The 19,573-nt window shown below is 69.6% G+C and carries 20 protein-coding genes; 10 read left to right on the top strand and 10 right to left on the bottom strand.

The genetic code is table 11. The features are described from left to right. The first annotated feature begins 82 nt into the window (after positions 1 to 82). Both ASC60_RS01900 and trxA read left to right on the top strand, forming a co-directional pair. Positions 83 to 541 carry a MerR family transcriptional regulator gene (locus tag ASC60_RS01900; RefSeq protein ID WP_055545996.1) on the top strand — a complete coding sequence of 153 codons (459 nt, stop codon included), beginning with the start codon at positions 83 to 85 and terminating at the stop codon, positions 539 to 541. A gap of 14 nt (positions 542 to 555) precedes the next feature. After that, entirely contained in the window at positions 556 to 894 is a 339-nt protein-coding gene (trxA, locus tag ASC60_RS01895) for a thioredoxin (protein WP_055545994.1), read from the top strand. A 16-nt stretch (positions 895 to 910) separates the two neighbouring features. Here trxA and ASC60_RS42550 read toward each other — a convergent pair whose 3' ends face one another. The 3 genes from ASC60_RS42550 to ASC60_RS01880 form a co-directional block, all read right to left on the bottom strand. After that, positions 911 to 1,171: a hypothetical protein gene (locus tag ASC60_RS42550; RefSeq protein WP_055545992.1), complete on the bottom strand. Its 261-nt coding sequence runs from the start codon at positions 1,169 to 1,171 to the stop codon at positions 911 to 913. Between the two features lie 194 nt (positions 1,172 to 1,365). Continuing rightward, complete coding sequence (locus ASC60_RS01885) at positions 1,366 to 1,968, bottom strand: bifunctional 2-polyprenyl-6-hydroxyphenol methylase/3-demethylubiquinol 3-O-methyltransferase UbiG (RefSeq protein WP_055545990.1); 603 nt, start codon at positions 1,966 to 1,968, stop codon at positions 1,366 to 1,368. Between the two features lie 124 nt (positions 1,969 to 2,092). Continuing rightward, positions 2,093 to 2,677, bottom strand: a complete 585-nt coding sequence (locus ASC60_RS01880) for a winged helix-turn-helix domain-containing protein (protein ID WP_055545988.1) — start codon at positions 2,675 to 2,677, stop codon at positions 2,093 to 2,095. 59 nt (positions 2,678 to 2,736) lie between these two features. On the opposite strand from ASC60_RS01880, the gene def reads away from it, so the two are divergent. Next, on the top strand, positions 2,737 to 3,399 hold the full coding sequence (def, locus tag ASC60_RS01875) for a peptide deformylase (RefSeq protein ID WP_055545986.1): 663 nt from the start codon (positions 2,737 to 2,739) through the stop codon (positions 3,397 to 3,399). A gap of 46 nt (positions 3,400 to 3,445) precedes the next feature. Here def and dnaB read toward each other — a convergent pair whose 3' ends face one another. Beyond that, the gene (gene dnaB / locus ASC60_RS01870; RefSeq protein ID WP_055545985.1) at positions 3,446 to 4,936 is read right to left on the bottom strand and encodes a replicative DNA helicase; all 1,491 of its coding nucleotides are present in this window, start codon (positions 4,934 to 4,936) and stop codon (positions 3,446 to 3,448) included. A gap of 460 nt (positions 4,937 to 5,396) precedes the next feature. Here dnaB and ASC60_RS01865 point away from each other — a divergent pair, with 460 nt between their 5' ends. Then, complete coding sequence (locus tag ASC60_RS01865; RefSeq protein WP_055545983.1) at positions 5,397 to 6,737, top strand: MATE family efflux transporter; 1,341 nt, start codon at positions 5,397 to 5,399, stop codon at positions 6,735 to 6,737. Positions 6,738 to 6,855: 118 nt separating this feature from the next. On the opposite strand, the gene rplI is transcribed toward ASC60_RS01865, so the two are convergent. The 4 genes from rplI to rpsF all read right to left on the bottom strand — a co-directional run bounded on the left by rplI (position 6,856) and on the right by rpsF (position 8,619). Beyond that, on the bottom strand, positions 6,856 to 7,302 hold the full coding sequence (gene rplI / locus ASC60_RS01860; RefSeq protein ID WP_055545981.1) for a 50S ribosomal protein L9: 447 nt from the start codon (positions 7,300 to 7,302) through the stop codon (positions 6,856 to 6,858). 18 nt (positions 7,303 to 7,320) lie between these two features. Then, entirely contained in the window at positions 7,321 to 7,557 is a 237-nt protein-coding gene (rpsR, locus tag ASC60_RS01855; RefSeq protein WP_003978893.1) for a 30S ribosomal protein S18, read from the bottom strand. A 96-nt stretch (positions 7,558 to 7,653) separates the two neighbouring features. Continuing rightward, positions 7,654 to 8,247: a single-stranded DNA-binding protein gene (locus tag ASC60_RS01850; RefSeq protein WP_055545979.1), complete on the bottom strand. Its 594-nt coding sequence runs from the start codon at positions 8,245 to 8,247 to the stop codon at positions 7,654 to 7,656. Positions 8,248 to 8,328: 81 nt separating this feature from the next. Next, positions 8,329 to 8,619: a 30S ribosomal protein S6 gene (gene rpsF, locus ASC60_RS01845; protein ID WP_055545977.1), complete on the bottom strand. Its 291-nt coding sequence runs from the start codon at positions 8,617 to 8,619 to the stop codon at positions 8,329 to 8,331. Positions 8,620 to 8,848: 229 nt separating this feature from the next. On the opposite strand from rpsF, the gene ASC60_RS01840 reads away from it, so the two are divergent. From ASC60_RS01840 to ASC60_RS01830, 3 genes are all read left to right on the top strand, one after another. Then, a complete protein-coding gene (locus ASC60_RS01840) occupies positions 8,849 to 9,166 on the top strand; it encodes a hypothetical protein (protein ID WP_055545975.1) in 318 nt (105 codons plus the stop codon). A 117-nt stretch (positions 9,167 to 9,283) separates the two neighbouring features. After that, positions 9,284 to 10,402 (top strand): peptidoglycan bridge formation glycyltransferase FemA/FemB family protein, encoded by a 1,119-nt coding sequence (locus ASC60_RS01835; protein WP_055545973.1) that lies wholly within the window; start codon positions 9,284 to 9,286, stop codon positions 10,400 to 10,402. A gap of 78 nt (positions 10,403 to 10,480) precedes the next feature. Continuing rightward, a complete protein-coding gene (locus ASC60_RS01830; protein WP_055545971.1) occupies positions 10,481 to 11,512 on the top strand; it encodes an alanine racemase in 1,032 nt (343 codons plus the stop codon). Between the two features lie 34 nt (positions 11,513 to 11,546). On the opposite strand, the gene ASC60_RS01825 is transcribed toward ASC60_RS01830, so the two are convergent. Both ASC60_RS01825 and ASC60_RS01820 read right to left on the bottom strand, forming a co-directional pair. Beyond that, positions 11,547 to 13,031: a glycosyltransferase family 87 protein gene (locus tag ASC60_RS01825; protein WP_055545969.1), complete on the bottom strand. Its 1,485-nt coding sequence runs from the start codon at positions 13,029 to 13,031 to the stop codon at positions 11,547 to 11,549. A 205-nt stretch (positions 13,032 to 13,236) separates the two neighbouring features. Continuing rightward, the gene (locus ASC60_RS01820) at positions 13,237 to 15,921 is read right to left on the bottom strand and encodes a transglycosylase domain-containing protein (RefSeq protein WP_055545967.1); all 2,685 of its coding nucleotides are present in this window, start codon (positions 15,919 to 15,921) and stop codon (positions 13,237 to 13,239) included. 357 nt (positions 15,922 to 16,278) lie between these two features. Between ASC60_RS01820 and ASC60_RS01815 the strand changes: the two genes are divergently transcribed. From ASC60_RS01815 to ASC60_RS01805, 3 genes are all read left to right on the top strand, one after another. Continuing rightward, entirely contained in the window at positions 16,279 to 16,989 is a 711-nt protein-coding gene (locus ASC60_RS01815; protein WP_055545965.1) for a PadR family transcriptional regulator, read from the top strand. A gap of 50 nt (positions 16,990 to 17,039) precedes the next feature. Continuing rightward, positions 17,040 to 18,122, top strand: a complete 1,083-nt coding sequence (locus ASC60_RS01810) for an inositol-3-phosphate synthase (protein WP_055545962.1) — start codon at positions 17,040 to 17,042, stop codon at positions 18,120 to 18,122. Between the two features lie 109 nt (positions 18,123 to 18,231). After that, positions 18,232 to 19,569, top strand: coding sequence for an MFS transporter (locus tag ASC60_RS01805; RefSeq protein ID WP_055545960.1), 1,338 nt, complete (start codon positions 18,232 to 18,234; stop codon positions 19,567 to 19,569). The last annotated feature ends 4 nt before the right edge of the window (positions 19,570 to 19,573 follow it).

The raw sequence follows: 19,573 nt of genomic DNA, 5'->3' as shown, positions 1-19,573 counted from the left end.
CCCTACGGCCCGGATTCCGCGCCGTCAGGGGTGACGGAAAAGACCTGGCCTTGACGTCGGCGGCAAGGTCTACCGTCGAGTCATGCGGATCGGAGAGCTGGCCGAACGGGCGGGTACCACCACCCGCACCCTGCGCTATTACGAGTCGATCGGACTGCTGCCCGCGCGGCGCTCCGGCAACGGGTACCGGGCGTACGACGAGGACGACCTCCGGCTGGTCCACCAGATCCGCACCCTGCAGGACTTCGGCTTCGGCCTGGAGGAGACCCGTCCGTTCGTGGAGTGCCTGCGCTCCGGCCACCCGGCCGGTGACTCCTGCCCGGCGTCGCTTGAGGTCTACCGGCGCAAGCTGGCCGAGCTGGACGACTGCATCGCGCGGCTGAGCGCCGTACGACGGCAGGTCGGGGCGCAGCTCGTCCAGGCGGAGCGGGCCCGCGCGGCGCTGGAGGCGGCGGCGACGGCGCCCGGCGGAGCGCCGGATCCACGCTGCGAGCTGACGCCGTACGACCCGCCCGTGAGCGGCGGGAACCCAAGACGATGAGGGGAAGAGCTGAGATGACACGGACTCGCGCCGCGGAAGTACCCGCGGTCACGGACGCCACCTTCGCCGAGGAGGTGCTGACGGCCGGGTTGCCGGTGCTCGTGGACTTCACCGCCTCCTGGTGCCCGCCGTGCCACATGATCGCGCCGGTGCTGGCGGAGATCGCCCGGGAGGAGGGGCACCGGCTGAAGGTGGTGCGGTTGGACGTGGACACCAACCCGGAGACGACGGCGGCGTACGGAGTGCTGTCGATGCCGACCCTGATGCTGTTCCGGGCGGGCGAACCGGTGCGGTCGATGGTCGGCGCCCGGCCCAAGCGGCGGCTGGTGCAGGAGCTGGAGGACGTGCTCTGAGCCGCCGCCTGGCCCCCTATGCCTTCTCCGGCTTACGGGCCAGGAGGATGGCCTGCGGAACCACCTCCCTGCCCTCGGGCTCGCGCACCTGCCGGGCCCGTACGGCGAACCCGGCCCCGCCGAGCAGCCCGGCGATCCCGTCGGGCGACAGCCTGCGCACGTCGAGCGACACGGGATGGCCGAACGGCTCGGCCACGCGCAGCGGTTCGTCGCCCACCTGGAAGGCGACCAGCAGATGGCCGCCGCGGGCGCCGTTCGGCAGGCCCAGCTCGGTCATCGGCCCCTCGTCGAACCGCAGCTCCGGATACTCCGCCGGGCCACCGCCGGCGTCTTCGGGGACCGGCCGACACCGAAGACGCCCAGGCCGAGCCGGTGCAGATACACCGTCACCGGGGAGGCCGGCGCCCACGCGGGACGGCCACTGCCGGATGGCCGAAAGCGGATCGCTGAGGGCGGATCGCTCAAGGCGGGTTACCGAAGGCGCCGCGCTCGCAGGACGGTGTCGTGGGCGTGGTGGGTGCCGGGCGGGGCGGGAGCGGTGCGCGGGCGGGTCTCGTTGATCTCGACGGTCCAGTCGCCGCCGAGGAGCCCGGTGACGTCGCCGGGCTGGTAGTAGGCGTCGGGGTCGAAGTCCAACTCCTCGTGCGGGGGCAGATCGGCGAGGTCGTGGCCGACGAAGAGCAGGGTGCCGCCGGGGGCGACGGCGTCCAGCAGGCCGCGCAGCGCGGTGTGCTCCGGCTGGCGCGGGAGCGGGAAGTACTGGGCGGAGACCAGGTCGAACGCCGCGGCCGGGGGCGGCGTGACGGTCAGGTCGGTCCGGGTCCACGCCACCCGGCCGGACAGCTCCCCGGCGGTGGCGGCGGCGCGGTCCAGGGCGGTCCGGGAGATGTCGAGCGCGGTGACCCGCCAGCCACGCCGGGCCAGCCAGAGGGCGTCGGCGCCTTCCCCGCAGCCGACGTCGAGCGCCTGTCCCGGCGGCAGGTCGGTGACCTCGGTGACGAGCACCCCATTGGGGTTGCCGCTGTGGAGCTGGTCGGCGCTGCGATACATGTCGTCCCAGAACTGCGCGTCCATCGGTCCTGCCTCCGGTAGGGGCCCGTGGCACCGGTCGCCCACGGCCTGTGCGCACACCGTGGCCGCATCCGTGCCCCCACGCCAAGATTCCTTGCCGGAACGGCAAAGGACGGGGCGCGCCTCCTCACTCCTGGTCCGCGTCGTCCGGGGAGTGGGGCAGGAGGGGGAAGAGCCGGGCGATGAGGGCCACCGGCCGAGCGCCCTCGGGCCGGGCCAGGGGGCGCTGCTCGCGGTCCTGGTAGGGCGCGAGCGCTCGCCGGATGGCGTCCGTGACCCGGCTCATCTCCTCGGGCGTCAGATGGGCGACGGCGCTGAAGGCTTCGTCGTGGCGCCATGCCGGCGGCGCCTCGTCCCGCCGGCTCAGCCATCGCCGCCAGCTCTCGTCCTCCAGCCCCCGGGCCAGTTCGCCGAATTCCTCCGCCGCGGTCCCGCGGGCCGCCGTTTCGGGGGTGTGCCGCCTCAGACGCCAGGGGCGTGCCCGGCCCCCGCTGTGGGGTGCCTCTTCGATGTATCCGTGACGTGCGAGCTGCCGCAGGTGGAACGAGCAGAGCCCGGAGCTGTATCCCAGCCGGGAAGCGGCTTCGGTCGCCGTGACGGCGCCGACTTCGGCGAGCAGGTCGAGCAGGTCGGTGCGGACATGGTGCGCGGGCAGTTCTTCGCCCGCTCCGGCTCTCCGGCGTTGCGCGGCGTGGACGTCGTCTTCAGTCACTTTGCAAAGCCTGCTACTTTGCAAAGTACTTGGCAAGCAGGAGCCCTTGGGGGGACATCATGTCTGTACGTCATGAGCGGCCCGGCCCCGTCGACCGGCGGGTCCGTGTACAGGGCCTCCCCGTCGACACCTTCCCGGCTCTGCCGCCGGAGGCGGAGCGGGGTGCGGTCCGCAGGATCACGGTGGTGGGCGAGGAGGTCCTGAGCCGTCCGTGCGGGGAGGTGACCGGGTTCGGGACCCCGGAGCTTTCGGCGTTGATCGACGACATGTTCCTGACCATGTACGTGGCCGATGGCGCCGGGCTGGCCGCCAATCAGGTGGGCGTCTCCTTGAGACTGTTCGTGTACGACTGCCCGGACGAGGACGGGATCCGGCATGTCGGCCACATCGTGAACCCGGTGCTGGAGCTGCCCGATCCGGGTGACCGCCGACTCGTCGAGGAGACCGAGGGCTGCCTGTCCGTGCCGGGCGCCGCCATGGAGGTCCCGCGCACCGATCGTGCCGTCGTCCGCGGGTTCGACAAGGACGGCGGCCCGCTCGTCATCGAGGGAACGGGGTATTTCGCCCGGTGTCTGCAGCATGAGGCCGACCACCTCGTCGGCCATACGTACCTCGACCGGCTCTCCAAGCGGGACCGCAAGGACGCCCTGCGGCAGATGGAAGAGCGCCGCGAGGACGTCTTCGCGCGCCGCGCGCTCAAGGCCGCCCAGCTGAATCCGTAGACGCCATGGAGCCATGGCCGTGCCCTGCGAAGGCGGAGCGCGCGGATCAGGTCTGGGCCATGTCCACGAAGCGGGAGTAGTGGCCCTGGAAGGCGACGGTGATGGTGGCCGTCGGACCGTTACGGTGCTTGGCCACGATCAGGTCGGCCTCACCCGCGCGCGGGGACTCCTTCTCGTACGCGTCCTCGCGGTGCAGCAGGATGACCATGTCGGCGTCCTGCTCGATGGAACCACTTTCGCGCAGGTCCGAGACCATCGGCTTCTTGTCGGTGCGCTGCTCGGGGCCACGGTTCAGCTGGGAGAGCGCGATCACCGGCACCTCCAGCTCCTTGGCCAGCAGCTTCAGGTTTCGCGACATGTCCGAGACCTCCTGCTGACGGCTCTCGGGGCGCCGGGCGCCGCCGGACTGCATCAGCTGGAGGTAGTCGATGACGACCAGCTGCAGATCGCTGCGCTGCTTGAGCCGACGGCACTTGGCGCGGATCTCCATCATCGACAGGTTCGGCGAGTCGTCGATGTACAGCGGGGCCTGGGACACGTCCGGCATCCGCCGGGCGAGCCGGGTCCAGTCCTCATCGGTCATGCTGCCCGAACGCATATGGTGCAGCGCCACCCGGGCCTCGGCGGACAGCAGGCGCATCGCGATCTCGTTGCGCCCCATCTCCAGGGAGAAGATGACGCTCGGCATGTTGTTCTTGATCGAGCAGGCGCGGGCGAAGTCGAGGGCGAGGGTGGACTTACCCATGGCGGGCCGGGCGGCGATGACGATCATCTGGCCGGGGTGGAGGCCGTTGGTCAGCGAGTCCAGGTCGGTGAAGCCGGTGGGCACTCCGGACATCTGGCCGCTGCGCGAACCGATCGCCTCGATCTCGTCGAGCGCGCCCTCCATGATGTCGCCGAGCGGCAGATAGTCCTCGCTGGTCCGCTGCTCGGTGACGGCGTAGATCTCCGCCTGGGCGTTGTTGACGATCTCATCGACGTCCCCGTCCGCCGCGTATCCCATCTGGGTGATGCGGGTGCCCGCCTCGACCAGGCGGCGCAGCACGGCCCGCTCGTGGACGATCTCGGCGTAGTACTCGGCGTTGGCCGCGGTGGGGACCGACTGGACCAGGGTGTGCAGATACGAGGCGCCGCCGACCCGGGCGATCTCGCCGCGCTTGGTCAGCTCGGCCGCGACCGTGATCGGGTCGGCCGGCTCGCCCTTCGCGTACAGGTCCAGGATGGCCTGGTAGACGGTCTCGTGGGCGGGCCGGTAGAAGTCGTTGCCCTGGAGGACCTCCACCACATCGGCGATGGCGTCCTTGGAGAGCAGCATGCCGCCGAGCACGGACTGCTCGGCGTCGAGGTCCTGCGGGGGGACGCGCTCGAAGCCGGACCCTTCCCACGAGCCGCCGTCACGGCCGCGGTCATGCTGGTCGTCGCGGCCCCGGCCGCCCTCACCGCGGCCGCCGCCCTCACCGCGGCGGAAGCGGGGGGCAGGGAACTCGGCCGGACCGGAGTCCGCCCATGGGTCGTCCATGGGCTCGGGCACGCTCACCCCGCCACCTCCTCCCGCCCGCGGTACGGATCTCGCCGCGACGCCTCAAGTCTTACGACACGGCTATGACAAACAGGGCGCCCGGCTTCCGCTCACGACGCGTCGAGTTCTGGTGGGTTCGAGGCCGGAACAGATGGCGGGCGCCGGATAACGGTAGGCCCGTCAGGGCCACCGGCCAACTCGGTTATCCACAGGCCATGTGGATGATGCGATCCATCCTGTGGAGAAGTCGCGCGAACCTGTGCACGGGCCGGGGGACAGCGCTGTGGACAAACACACAATCACTCCAGGACTATCGCTCTGACCTGCTGTTTCTCTATCCAGGGGCTGTGCAGAAGAAAAACTTCCACACCCGATGCAAGATCACGACAAACGGCGCAGAGGAGAGCGTCGCGAGCGCCGCCATGTAAGAACTGCACAGGGCTTGTGCCTCTTACCTGTGGAAGATTAGATTGCCTCCATGACTCAGGCCCCCACGAGCGCGCGGAGCACCGTCCGCCGGCACGACCGCGAGATCGTCGCCCTCGCCGTACCCGCCTTCGGCGCACTCGTGGCGGAGCCCCTCTTCGTCATGGTCGACAGCGCCATCGTCGGCCATCTCGGCACCCCGCAGCTCGCCGGTCTGGGCGTCGCCGCCGCCCTGCTGACCACCGCGGTGAACATCTTCGTCTTCCTCGCCTACGCCACCACCGCCGCCGTGGCCCGCCGGGTCGGCGCCGGCGACGTCCCCGGCGCGATCCGGCAGGGCATGGACGGCATCTGGCTGGCCCTGCTGCTCGGCGCCGCCGTCATCACCGCCGCCCTGCCCACCGCCCCCGGTCTGGTCGACCTCTTCGGCGCCTCCGGCACCGCCGCCCCGTACGCCATCACCTATCTGCGCGTCAGCGCCCTCGGCATCCCCGCGATGCTTGTGGTGCTCGCCGCCACCGGTGTGCTCCGAGGCCTCCAGGACACCCGGACCCCGCTCTACGTGGCCCTCGGCGGCTTCACGGCCAACGCCGCGCTGAACGCGGGCCTCGTCTACGGCGCCGGACTCGGCATCGCGGGCTCCGCCTGGGGCACGGTGATCGCCCAGTGGGCCATGGCCGCCGTCTACCTCGCGGTGGTCGTCCGGGGAGCCCGGCGCCACGGCGCCTCGCTGCGTCCCGACATCGCCGGGATCCGGGCCTGCGCCCACGCCGGGGCACCGCTGCTGGTCCGTACGCTGTCGCTGCGCGCCGTGATGCTCATCGCGACGGCGGTGGCGGCCCGCCTCGGGGACACCGAGGTCGCGGCCCACCAGATCGTGCTGACCCTGTGGACGCTGCTGGCGTTCGCGCTGGACGCCATCGCCATCGCGGGTCAGGCCATCATCGGGCGCTACCTGGGGGCGGAGGACGCCGAGGGGGCTCGCGCCGCCTGCCGCCGCATGGTGCAGTGGGGCATCGTCGCGGGCATCGTGCTCGGCCTGCTGGTGGTCGCCTCCCGTCCGCTGTTCATCCCCCTGTTCACCACGGACCCCGGTGTGAAGGACGCCCTGCTGCCGGTGCTGCTGGTGACGGCCGCCATCCAGCCGGTCTCGGGTGTGGTCTTCGTCCTCGACGGGGTGCTGATGGGCGCGGGCGACGGTCGCTACCTCGCCGGGGCCATGATCGTCACTCTCGCGGTCTTCGCCCCGGTCGCGCTCCTCGTCCCCATCTGGGGCGGGGGACTGACCGCCCTGTGGTGGACCATGGCGCTGATGATGTCGCTCCGGCTGGCGACCCTCTGGCTGCGCGCCCGCTCCGGGCGATGGATCGTCACCGGCGCGACCCGGGCCTGAGCGTCACACAGCGGAACCACGGCGAGGCGACCGTTACCCGTCGAGAACCCGATGCGAAGGGCCGCACCCCACACGGGGATGCGGCCCTCTCACATGCCCGGCTCAGCCGGGCGCTGCGTTACGCGGCGACGACCTCGACGCCGACCTTCGCGGCAACCTCGGAGTGCAGCCGCACCGACACCTGGTGCGCGCCCAGGGTCTTGATCGGCTGCTGCACCTCGATACGGCGCTTGTCGACGTCCGGGCCACCCGCGTCCTTGATCGCCGAGGCGATGTCGGCCGGGGTGACGGAGCCGAACAGCCGGCCGGCCTCGCCGGCGCGGGTCTTCAGCTGCACCTTGACGCCCTCGAGCCGCGCCTTGACCTCGTTGGCCTGCTCGATCGTGGCGATCTCGCGGATGCGACGACCGCGGCGGATCTGCTCGACGTCCTTCTCGCCACCCTTGGTCCAGCGGATCGCGAGACCACGCGGAACCAGGTAGTTACGGGCGTATCCGTCCCGGACGTCCACGACGTCACCGGCGGCGCCGAGGCCGGAGACCTCGTGGGTGAGGATGATCTTCATGACTCGGTCACCCTTCCCTTATCGCGCGGTGGACGTGTAGGGCAGCAGCGCCATCTCACGGCTGTTCTTCACGGCCGTGGCGACATCGCGCTGGTGCTGAGTGCAGTTGCCGGTGACCCGGCGGGCACGGATCTTGCCGCGGTCGGAAATGAACTTCCGCAGCAGGTTCGTGTCCTTGTAGTCGACGTAGGAGATCTTCTCCTTGCAGAACACGCAAACCTTCTTCTTAGGCTTGCGAGCAGGCGGCTTCGCCATTGTCTCTCTCCAGTGTGATCAAGAAGTTTGTGCTGGTCGCCCAGACCAGGCCGGGCGATGTTTCACGTGAAACCGCGTGAAACATCGCATCCGGACCTAGAAGGGCGGCTCGTCCGAGTAGCCGCCGCCGCTGCCGGAGCCACCGCCCCAGCCGCCGCCACCGCCGCCGCCCTGGCCGCCACCGGCCGGTGCGCCGGTCGCCCACGGGTCATCGGCCGGAGCGCCGCCGCCCTGCTGCTGGCCGCCGCCGGGGCCACCGCCCCAGCCGCCGCCACCGCCGCCGCCCTGGCCGCCACCGCCGCCGTAGCCACCCTGGCCACCACGTCCGGTGGTCTTGGTGACCTTGGCCGTGGCGTTGCGCAGGCTGGCACCGACCTCGTCGACATCCAGCTCGTAGACCGTGCGCTTGATCCCCTCACGGTCCTCATACGACCGCTGCTTCAGCCGGCCCTGCACGATGACGCGCATACCGCGCTGGAGCGACTCGGCCACGTTCTCCGCGGCCTGCCGCCACACCGAGCACGTGAGGAAGAGGCTCTCGCCGTCCTTCCACTCGTTGGTCTGGCGGTCGAACGTACGAGGAGTGGACGCGACACGGAACTTCGCGACCGCCGCACCGGAGGGGGTGAAGCGCAGCTCGGGGTCGTCGACGAGATTGCCGACGACCGTGATGACGGTCTCGCCTGCCATTGGGGAACCTCTCGGCGGGTACTGCTGGGCTGCTTGCTACTCGTTGCGATACGGCCCGGTGACCGCTGAACGCTTACGCGGTCAGTGGGTCTCGGGACGGAGGACCTTGGTCCGGAGGACCGACTCGTTCAGGTTCAGCTGGCGGTCGAGCTCCTTGACGACCCCCGGCTCGGCCTGCAGGTCGATGACCGAGTAGATGCCCTCGGGCTTCTTGTTGATCTCGTACGAGAGACGACGACGCCCCCAGGTGTCGACCTTCTCGACCTTGCCGTTGCCCTCGCGGATAACGGAAAGGAAGTTCTCGATCAGCGGGGAGACAGCACGCTCCTCGAGATCGGGGTCGAGGATGACCATCACCTCGTAGTGACGCATGTGGAACCCACCTCCTTTGGACTCAGCGGCCACGGTCGTTCCGTGGCAGGAGGGTCGTGATGCGTTGTGCCGCGGCGCCTGTACAGACACCACCGCAGACGGTACACAGTACCCGGCTCGTGCCTCCCGCTTGAAATCCGGGCGTCTTGGCCCGCAATCTGTACACATCGGGTGTGAGCGGCGTTACAGTTCGCCGCCCTGCCTTCATGTGCCTACCTGGAGGTGCCCCATGGCACAGGCAGCACGACCGCAGCACGGACTGCTCTCCTTCCTGGACACCGATGGCAAGTCTCATCCCGTCGAGAACACCATCGCGGTGGCGACGCTGATGATCGGCTTGATCTCCTTCGTCACGGCTCGTTTCCCCGGCCTCCACCTGGTCAGCTCGTGGACGGGACTGATCGGCATGCTCGGCGGGGCATGGGGTCAGCTGATCTCCGCGACCACCGGAGAGCGGTTCCTGCTGATCATCGGACTCGGAGCCTCGGGCGTCGGCTTCTACCTCGGCATGGCGCATGGCGGGCTCTTCGGCGGGCTGCTGGGCTGACTCCCCGAGGGCGGGTTGGCCCCAGGCCCAAACGGGGCACGCCCCGGTCGCAGTAGGCTTCGGCGCGAGAGCCGGAGCCCCGACCCTGGGGACAAACCTGCCGAGGAGCGCCCCACAATGAGCCTGACCCTGAGGACGATCAGCCGAGAGCAGCATCTGGCGTACATCCAGAGCCTGCCCGCGGCAAGCCACATGCAGGTCCCGGCATGGGCTGACGTCAAGTCGGAGTGGCGCTCGGAGAACCTCGGCTGGTTCGACGCCACCGGCCAGCTGGTCGGCGTCGGCCTCGTCCTCTACCGCCAACTGCCCAAGATCAAGCGGTATCTGGCCTACCTCCCCGAGGGCCCGGTCATCAACTGGTACGCGCCCAACCTGGAGGAGTGGCTGCGGCCGATGCTCGCGCATCTCAAGCAGCAGGGCGCCTTCTCCGTGAAGATGGGCCCCCCGGTCATCATCCGCCGCTGGGACGCCTCCGCGATCAAGTCCGGTATCCAGAACCCGGATGTGAAGCGGCTGCGCGACATCGAGGCCACCCACATCGAGCCGCGGGCCTTCGAGGTCTCCGACCGGCTGCGGCGGATGGGCTGGCAGCAGGGCGAGGACGGCGGCGCGGGCTTCGGTGACGTCCAGCCGCGCTACGTCTTCCAGGTGCCCCTGGAGAACCGCTCCCTGGAGGACGTGCACAAGAGCTTCAACCAGCTGTGGCGCCGCAACATCAAGAAGGCCGACAAGGCGGGCGTCGAGGTCGTCCAGGGCGGCTACGAGCACCTGGGCGAGTGGCAGCGGCTCTACGAGATCACCGCGGAGCGCGACCACTTCCGGCCCCGCCCGCTCAGCTACTTCCAGCGCATGTGGACGGCCCTCAACACCGAGGACCCCAACCGGATGCGGCTGTACTTCGCCATGCACGAGGGCGAGGCGGTGGCCGCCGCCACGATGCTGGTCGTCGGCGGCCACGTCTGGTACTCCTACGGCGCCTCCGCCAACCACAAGCGCGAGGTCCGGCCCTCGAACGCGATGCAGTGGCGGATGCTCCGCGACGCGTACGCGCTCGGCGCGACCGTCTACGACCTGCGCGGCATCTCCGACTCGCTCGACGAGACCGACCATCTCTTCGGCCTGATCCAGTTCAAGGTCGGCACCGGCGGGCAGGCTGCCGAGTACCTCGGCGAGTGGGACTTCCCCCTCAACAAGCTGCTCCACAAGGCACTCGACATCTACATGTCCCGCCGCTGACCCTGATTTCCTGCTCCCCCGAAAACGCTGCATATCTCGAATACACCGCGGCAACGAGAAAGGTTCCGGGACCGGCCAATGGCGCTCACCCTCTACGTCGACACCGCGCGCTGGCGGGCGCACCAGCAGATGGTGATCCAGCAGTTCCCGGGGATAGTCCCGGTCTGCAAAGGCAACGGATACGGCTTCGGCCACGAACGGCTGGCCGAGGAAGCCGCCCGTATCGGCTCCGACGTCCTCGCCGTGGGGACCACGTACGAGGCCGCCCGGATGAAGGACTTCTTCAGCGGCGACCTGCTCGTCCTCACCCCGTTCCGCCGCGGCGAGGAGCCGGTGCCGCTGCCGGACCGGGTGATCCGTTCGGTCTCGTCCGTCGACGGCGTCTACGGCCTGGTGAACGCGCGCGTCGTGATCGAGGTCATGAGCAGCATGAAGCGGCACGGGGTCACCGAGGAGGACCTGCCCAAGCTGCACGCCGCCATAGAGAACGTCCGGCTGGAGGGGTTCGCCATCCACCTCCCGCTCGACCGGACCGACGGCATCGACGCGGTCGAGGAGGTCATCGGGTGGATGGACCGGCTGCGCGCGGCGCGGCTGCCGCTGCACACCATGTTCGTCAGCCACCTCAAGGCGGACGAACTGGCGCGGCTGCAGCAGCAGTTCCCGCAGACCCGGTTCCGCGCCCGCATCGGCACCCGGCTGTGGCTGGGCGACCACGACTCGACGGAGTACCGGGGCTCGGTGCTCGATGTCACCCGGGTCGCCAAGGGCGAACGCTTCGGCTACCGCCAGCAGAAGGCCGCCTCCGACGGCTTCCTGGTGGTCGTCGCGGGCGGCACGTCCCACGGCGTCGGTCTGGAGGCCCCCAAGGCGCTGCACGGGGTGATGCCCCGGGCCAAGGGGGTCGCCCGCGCCGGTCTCGCCACCGTCAACCGCAACCTCTCGCCCTTCGTCTGGGCGGGCAAGCAGCGGTGGTTCGCCGAACCGCCGCACATGCAGGTGTCCATCCTGTTCGTGCCGGGCGATGTCACGGCACCGCAGGTGGGGGACGAGCTGGTGGCGCATCTGCGCCACACCACGACGCAGTTCGACCGCCTGCTCGACCGCTGAGCCCCGTCGCCGGGGTGGGCGCCCGCAGGGCGGCTCACCCCCGGCCGGTGCCCCAGTCCGCCAGCGCCGCGCCCTCGTACCGCGCCGTGCGCCGCGCCCCTCCCAGCACGAACGCGTCCGGCGCCCGGTCCAGCACGCCGCCGGACGGGTCGTCCGAGCCGTCCCGGCGCACCGGATCCCGGTCCGGCACCAGTGCGTCCCGCACGACCATCGCGCACAGGAAGAGCGTCCCCGCCAAGTGCAGCGCGATCGCGAGCTGGTAGCCCTCGGGCGGCAGACCCCGGTGCTGATCGCCGCTGTTGGTGTACGCGAGGTACATCCAGATCCCGAGGAAATACATCACCTCGCACGCCTGCCACACCAGGAAGTCCCGCCACCGCGGCCGTGCCAGCGCCGCGAGCGGGATCAGCCACAGCACGTACTGCGGTGAGTAGACCTTGTTGGTGAGGACGAAGGCCGCGATGACCAGGAAGGCGAGCTGGGCGAAACGCGGCCGGCGCGGGGCGCACAGGGCGAGGGCGGCCACTCCGGCGCAGGCCAGCGCCATGAGGATCATGGCGTAGGTGTTGACGTCGTCCATGGGGTTGCCGGTGCGCTGCGAGATGATCAGCCAGAGCGATCCGAAGTCCACCGGGCGTTCCTGGCTGAACGTGTAGAACTGCTTCCAGCCCTCGCGGATGTGCAGCCCGCCCTGCGTAGTGATCATCACGGGGACGTTCACCACCAGCCAGGCGGCCGCCGTGCCGCCCGTCGCCGCCCAGAACGCACGCCACCGGCCGGCGCGCAGGCACAGCACCAGCAGCGGCCCGAGCAACAGCACCGGGTAGAGCTTCGCGGCCGTCGCGAGACCGAGCAGCACACCGGCGGCCAGCGGGCGGCTGCGGGACCACATGAGCATGGCGGCGGCGGTGAGGGCGACCGCGAGCAGGTCCCAGTTGATCGTGGCGGTGAGCGCGAAGGCGGGGGCCAGGGCGAGGAGCAGCGCGTCCCAGGGGCGGCGGCGGTGCGTACGGGCCACGCAGACCGCCATGACCGCGGTGCACGCCATGAGCATGGCCACGTTGGCCAGCCAGTAGACCTGTTCGCGGTTCTGCAGGTCGCCGCTGTGCGGCGTGAGCCAGGAGGCGACCTCCATCAGGAGGCCGGTGAGGACCGGGTACTCCAGGTACTCCATCCCGCCGGAGACGCTGTCCGGTATGCGGTTGAAGTACGGGACGAGGTCGTCGGCGAAGCCGCGGCCGTTGTAGAGGTGCGGTATGTCGGAGTAGCAGGCGTGGGTGTACTGGGTGGTGGCGCCGTAGAACCAGCCGCCGTCGTAGCAGGGCAGCTTCTGCACCATGCCCAGGGCGAACATCCCGATGGCGACGAGCGCGATGATCCGCACCGGGGTCCACCAGCTCGTGCCCAGCAGCGCCCGGCGCCCGACCGGGCCGCCGATCAGCTCGCTGCCCGCCGCGGCCACCGCGTCCTCCGTGGTCGGCCGTACGGGCTGGGCCTGTGGGTCCTCGCGCACGCTCATGGGGCCCATCCTGCCGTACGCGCCGGACGCGAGGGGTGAGGACCGCCTCAGCGGCCCGCTGAGCGCCTCGTGACGTCCTGGCCGCCCCCGGGCTGCTCGCGGGCCTGCGAGACCCCCAGAGAGCCGCAGGAGCCCCCGAACGGCGGCGGCCGCGCCGGAGCGGGATGCTCCGGCGCGGCCGCCGATCGTGGTGCGGGGTTCGGTCCTATTGGTTCTTGCGGGAGCCGGACGGGCCCCCGAAGATCCCGCCGCCCGGTGGCTCCGTGGTCGGCGAGGGCGAGGGTCCGCCCGGGCCGCCACCGGTGCCCGCGTTGTCACCGCCGGCGTTCTGGTTGCCCTGGTCGGTGCCGCCCGTGTTGTCGTTGCACTTGAGGTCCAGCGGATCACACGACCGCGTGGGGGTCGGGAGGCTGGAGGGCGTCTGCGACTGAGTCTCGGACGGCGTCGCGGACGGCTTCTCGGACGGCGGCTGCGTCGGCTTCTGGGTCGTCGGCGTCGGGCTCGCGCTCTCGCCGTAGATCTTGTCACCGATCGGCGTGGCCGCCGGGAAGTCCTTCACCGGCTGGCCCGCCATGGCCTGGCGCATGTAGTCGGCCCAGATCTCGGCGGGGAAGGACGCACCGTGGATGGTCTTCTGACCGCCCACACCGCGCATGGAACGGAAGACCTGCCGCTTGGCCTGGTCGTCGACCCGCCACATGCCGATCGACGTGGACAGCTGCGGGGTGTAACCGGCGAACCAGGCCGACTTGTTCTGGTCGGTGGTCCCGGTCTTGCCCGCCGCGGGGCGGCCGATCTTCGCGGAGGTGCCGGTGCCGTGCTCGACGACGTTCTTCAGCACGTCCGTGACGTTGTTCGCCACGTTCGCGTCGAAGGCCCGCTTGAGCTTGGCGTCCTCCTTGTGGTTGTAGACCTCGCCGTCCTTGTCCTCGACCCGCTCGACCGAGTACGGATCGGCCTGCTGGCCGCTGGCCGCGAAGGTCGCGTACGCCCCGGCGAGCCGGATCGCGCTGGGCGCGGAGGTGCCGAGGGAGAACGTCGGGGTGATCGAGGCCAACTGCTCCTTGCTGAGGCCCGCGTCCAGGGCCGCGTCCCGCACCTTGTCTGTGCCGACGTCCATGCCCAGCTGGATGAAGGGCGTGTTCACCGAGTACTGCATCGCGGTGCGCAGGCTGATCTTGCCCTTGTCCTCCTCACCGTCGTTGCTCTGGTGCCACTCCTTGTTGTTCTTGTCCTTCCAGACCGAACCGTCGTAGTCGCGCAAGGTCAGCTTGTTGTCACCGTTGTAGACACTCGACGGAGAGACCTTGGTGCGCTCGGAATCCGGTTGGTCACGGGGCCCGTTGCGGTCCCGGACACCGTCCCTCATCGCCGCGGCCAGCACGAAGGGCTTGAAGGTCGAACCCACCTGGACACCGGTGTAGTCCGCGTTGTTGCGATAGTGCTGCAGCGCGTCGCTGCCACCGTAGATGGCCTTGATCTTGCCCGTCTTGGGCTCCACCGAGGCACCGCCGAACTGCACGAACTTGTCCTGTTCACGCAGTTTCGGCTTGATGTTCTCCTTGGTCACCTTCTCGACCGCGTTCTTCAGTTCACTGATCTTCTTGCGGTCGAAGGTGGTGTGGATCTGATAACCACCCTTGTCCAGCTGGGCCTTGGAGATGTTGGTGTTGGCGACGACGTAGTTGTCGGCGAGGTCGGTCAGGTAACCGATCTGGCCCTGCTTGTTCGTCGCCACCTTCGGGCTCTTCGTCCGCGGAAAACCCTTGGCGAGATAGTGCTGGGCGTCGGACTTGCCCAGCCGGCCCACCTGAACCTCCCGCTTGAGGATCCACGACCAGCGCGCCATGGCCCGCTTGGTGTTCGCCTCCGCGCTCGCGGCCGGTCCGTAGCCGCCGTTCGGGTCGTACAGGTTGGGCCCGTTGAGCGTCGCGGCGAGGAAGGCGCTCTGGCTCGGGTCGAGCTTCTCGCAGTCCTTGTCGAAGTACGCGCGGGCCGCCGCCTGACAGCCATAGGCACCGCGGCCGTAGTAGGCCGTGTTGAGGTACCCCGCGAGAATGTAGTCCTTGCTCTTGGTCGAGCCGACCTTGACGGAGATCAACAGCTCCTTGAGCTTGCGCGTCACCGTCTGCGACTGGTCGAGGTACGTGTTCTTCACGAACTGCTGGGTGATGGTCGACCCACTCTGGGTCGCCCCGCCCCGCGCCATGTTGACGACGGCGCGCGCGATACCCATCGGGTCGACGCCCGAGTCCTGGTAGAAGCTGGCGTTCTCGGCCGAGATCACCGCGTTCTGCATGGACTCGGGGATCTTGTTGAGCGGCACGATCTGCCGATTGAGATCACCGCCGCCCGAGACCACCATCTGCTTGCCGTCGCCCCAGTAGTAGACGTTCTTCTGGGCCTGCGACGCGGCCTGCGCGGTGGGAACGTCGACGATCATCCACCCGATGCCCACGGCGCTGATGAGCGCCGCGAAGAAGAAGATGAAGGTCCCGGTGACGAGCCTCCACGACGGGACCCAGCGGCGGAAGCCCGACTTGCCCGCGCGCGGGTAGTCGATGAACCGCTTCTTGGCGGGCGGACCGTCACCGCCCCCGCCCCGCCCGCGGCCACCGCCGGTGGCCCGCCGGCCGCCGCCACGCCCTCCGCGGCCCGCGCCACCGGCGGCCGGATCTGATCCTCGTCTACGGCCGCCGCGTTGCGCGGCGCGCCGGGCCTCTGCCCTGCCGCCGTGGGAACTCTCCCTCCCGTAGGAGGCCGAGCCCGACTCGGCGGCGGCGTTGTGCGATGGTGCTGCGCGACGGCCGGACGACTGCTGTCCGGCACGCCGGGCCGCTGCTCGGCCGCCGCCCTGGGGCTGCGGCGGCTTGCGACGGTGCTCGCTCATGGAACGACTACTCCTCGGGCAGGCGCTATCGCCTGAAAGCGGCAGGTGGCTTCCGGTCCCCCCGATGTGCCATCCGGCCACACCTGGCAACCGGACGCACTGCCTCCAGGACGAGGACGCAGGACAGCGTCACACGGTTCCCTTTGGTCTGCATGGCGAACAGAGTACGCACGGCCAAACCTTGCCCCCTCGGCGCCTTCACTCCATAACGGTCCGGTTGAGTACCACGAACCGGTGATGTGACGCCGTTCACCCTGGCCGCTCTTGTCCCACCGGGATCACGGTTCTATCGTCTGGATGTATCGAGTCGATACATCAGGTCGACATAGTGGGTCCAGGAGAGGGGAGAGGCGGGCGATGAGCAGACGCTCCGGCATCCTCGAGTTCGCCGTCCTCGGCCTGCTCCGCGAGTCCCCGATGCACGGATATGAGCTGCGAAAGCGCCTCAATACCTCACTCGGGGTCTTCCGTGCTTTCAGCTACGGCAGCCTCTACCCCTGCCTCAAGACGCTGGTCGCCCAAGGCTGGTTGATCGAGGAGCCCGGGAACGCCTCCGAGGAAGCCGTCGCGGCAACCCTCGCCGGCCGCCGGGCGAAGATCGTCTACCGGCTGACGGCGGAGGGAAAGGAGCGCTTCGAGGAGTTGCTCTCCCACACCGGCCCGGACGCTTGGGAGGACGAGCACTTCGGCGTCCGCTTCGCCTTCTTCGGACAGACGTCACGAGACGTACGGATGCGCGTACTCGAAGGGCGGCGCAGCCGCCTGGAGGAGCGCCTGGCGAAGATGCGGGCCTCCTTGGCCCGCACCCGCGAGCGGCTGGACGATTACACCCTCGAACTCCAGCGGCACGGCATGGAGTCGGTGGAGCGCGAGGTCCGCTGGCTGAACGAGCTGATCGAGAGCGAGCGGGCCGGGCGCGACCAGCGCGACGAGCCCGCCGGGCAGGACCGGACGCCTGAGCAGGGGCCGGGCCGGTCACCGGAGCAGGACCGGTCAGGAGAGGCGGACGGCCTGCCCCGGCACCGGGGTGGTTCCCGGCCGGACCCGTCCGATGACACCGCCAAGTGAGGCCCCGCACCCCGCGGGGCTTCGTCGAGTACAAACAGGGAGCAACCGGAATGGGTTCGGTTCGTGTAGCCATCGTGGGCGTGGGCAACTGCGCCGCGTCGCTGGTGCAGGGCGTCGAGTACTACAAGGACGCCGACCCGGACACCCGCGTGCCGGGTCTGATGCATGTGCAGTTCGGCGACTACCACGTCCGTGACGTGGAGTTCGTCGCCGCCTTCGACGTGGACGCGAAGAAGGTCGGGCTCGACCTCTCGGACGCCATCGGCGCCAGCGAGAACAACACCATCAAGATCTGCGACGTGCCGTCGACCGGTGTCACGGTCCAGCGCGGCCACACGCACGACGGTCTCGGCAAGTACTACCGGCAGACCATCGACGAGTCCGACGAGACCCCGGTCGACGTGGTCCAGGTCCTCAAGGACAAGCAGGTCGACGTTCTGGTCTGCTACCTGCCCGTGGGTTCGGAGGACGCCGCCAAGTTCTACGCCCAGTGCGCCCTCGACGCCAAGGTCGCCTTCGTCAACGCGCTCCCGGTCTTCATCGCCGGCACCAAGGAGTGGGCGGACAAGTTCACCGAGGCGGGTGTGCCGATCGTCGGTGACGACATCAAGTCGCAGGTCGGCGCCACGATCACGCACCGGGTGCTGGCGAAGCTGTTCGAGGACCGGGGCGTCATCCTGGACCGCACCATGCAGTTGAACGTCGGCGGCAACATGGACTTCAAGAACATGCTCGAGCGCGAGCGACTGGAGTCCAAGAAGATCTCCAAGACGCAGGCCGTCACCTCGCAGATCCCGGACCGCGATCTGGGCGCCGACAACGTCCACATCGGCCCGTCGGACTACGTGGCCTGGCTGGACGACCGCAAGTGGGCGTACGTCCGCCTCGAGGGCCGGGCGTTCGGCGATGTCCCGCTGAACCTGGAGTACAAGCTCGAGGTGTGGGACTCCCCGAACTCCGCGGGCGTCATCATCGACGCGCTGCGCGCCGCGAAGATCGCCAAGGACCGGGGCATCGGCGGCCCGATCCTCTCCGCCTCCTCGTACTTCATGAAGTCGCCGCCGGTGCAGGTCTTCGACAACGAGGCCCGGGAGAACGTCGAGAAGTTCATCAGGGGTGAGGTCGAGCGCTGAGCCACGCCACTGAGCCACCACGTGCGCCATGAGGCGCTGATCTCCGCCGCTTGATCACGGGCCTTCGGGAATCCCCCCGGAGGCCCGTGCGGTGTGTGAAGGTGGCGTCATGCCCGTTGTGCGTGATCTCCGCGTGCTGCTGCAACTGCGCGACTTCCGCCATCTTCTGGCCGTCCGGCTGATGTCCCAGTCGGCCGACGGTGTCTACCAGGTCGCGCTGGCCACCTACGTGGTCTTCTCCCCGGAGAAGGAGACGTCCGCCGCGGCCATCGCCTCCGCCATGGCCGTCCTGCTACTCCCCTACTCCCTCCTCGGCCCCTTCGCCGGTGTGCTGCTGGACCGCTGGCGCCGCCGCCAGGTCCTGCTCCACGGCAATCTGCTGCGCTCCGGGCTGGCCGCCGGAACCGCCGTACTGGTCCTGGCCCAGGTGCCGGAGTGGCTCTTCTACCTCTCCGCCCTGTCGGTGACGGCGGTCAACCGCTTCGTCCTGGCCGGCCTGTCGGCCTCGCTGCCGCGGGTGGTGGACAGCCAGGAGCGTCTGATCATGGCCAACTCCCTCTCACCGACCGCGGGTACCCTCGCCGCGACCGCGGGCGGGGGTGTGGCGTTCGTGGTCCGGCTCTCCGGCCCGGGCGGCTCCTCTTCGGACGCGTTGGTCGTGCTGCTGGGGGCCGTGCTCTACCTCCTCGCCGGGCTCTCGGCGCTCCGCATGCCCTCCGGCCTCCTGGGGCCCGATCCGGCAGCCCTGCAACCGCACCTGGGAGCGGCACTGGCGAGCACCGTCCGCGGACTGGTGGCCGGGGTACGCCATCTGCTGCACCGCAGGGATCCCACCCTGGCCCTGACCGCGATGACGCTGATGCGCTTCTGCTACGGCGCCCTCACCGTCACGGTGCTGATGCTCTGCCGGTACGCGTGGGCCGACACCGAGTCGGGCGGGCTGGCGCTCCTCGGCATCGCGGTCGGCGTCTCGGGCGCGGGCTTCTTCGCCGCGGCGCTGATCACTCCATGGGCGGTGGGCCGGCTTTCCTCGCTCGACGCCTCCCGACCGGACGGTCAGCTCCACTGGGTGATGGTGTGCGCGGCGATCGCCGCCGTTCTGGAACCGGGTCTGGGACTCCCCTTCGAGCCCGCCCCGATGCTGATTGCCGCCTTCGTACTCGGCGTGATCACCCAGGGCGCGAAGATCGCCACCGACACGGTCGTCCAGTCCGCGATCGAGGACGACTTCCGCGGGCGGATCTTCTCCCTCTATGACGTGCTCTTCAACGTCGCCTTCGTGGGAGCCGCGGGGATGGCCGCCCTGATACTGCCGCCGGACGGGGCATCGGCCATTCTGGTGAGCGGGGTGGCACTGCTCTACGCGGCGACCGCCGCCCTGCTGATGTTTCACGTGAAACACCGCCCCGGGAAACCCACAGGGGTCAATGTTTCACGTGAAACGTGATGCG

Origin of the sequence: Streptomyces sp. NBRC 110028 (assembly GCF_001417735.1) — a bacterium.
Classification (GTDB): domain Bacteria; phylum Actinomycetota; class Actinomycetes; order Streptomycetales; family Streptomycetaceae; genus Streptomyces.
The sequence above is the reverse complement of the archived record's forward strand: the minus strand, read 5'-3'. Positions and strand labels throughout refer to the sequence as shown.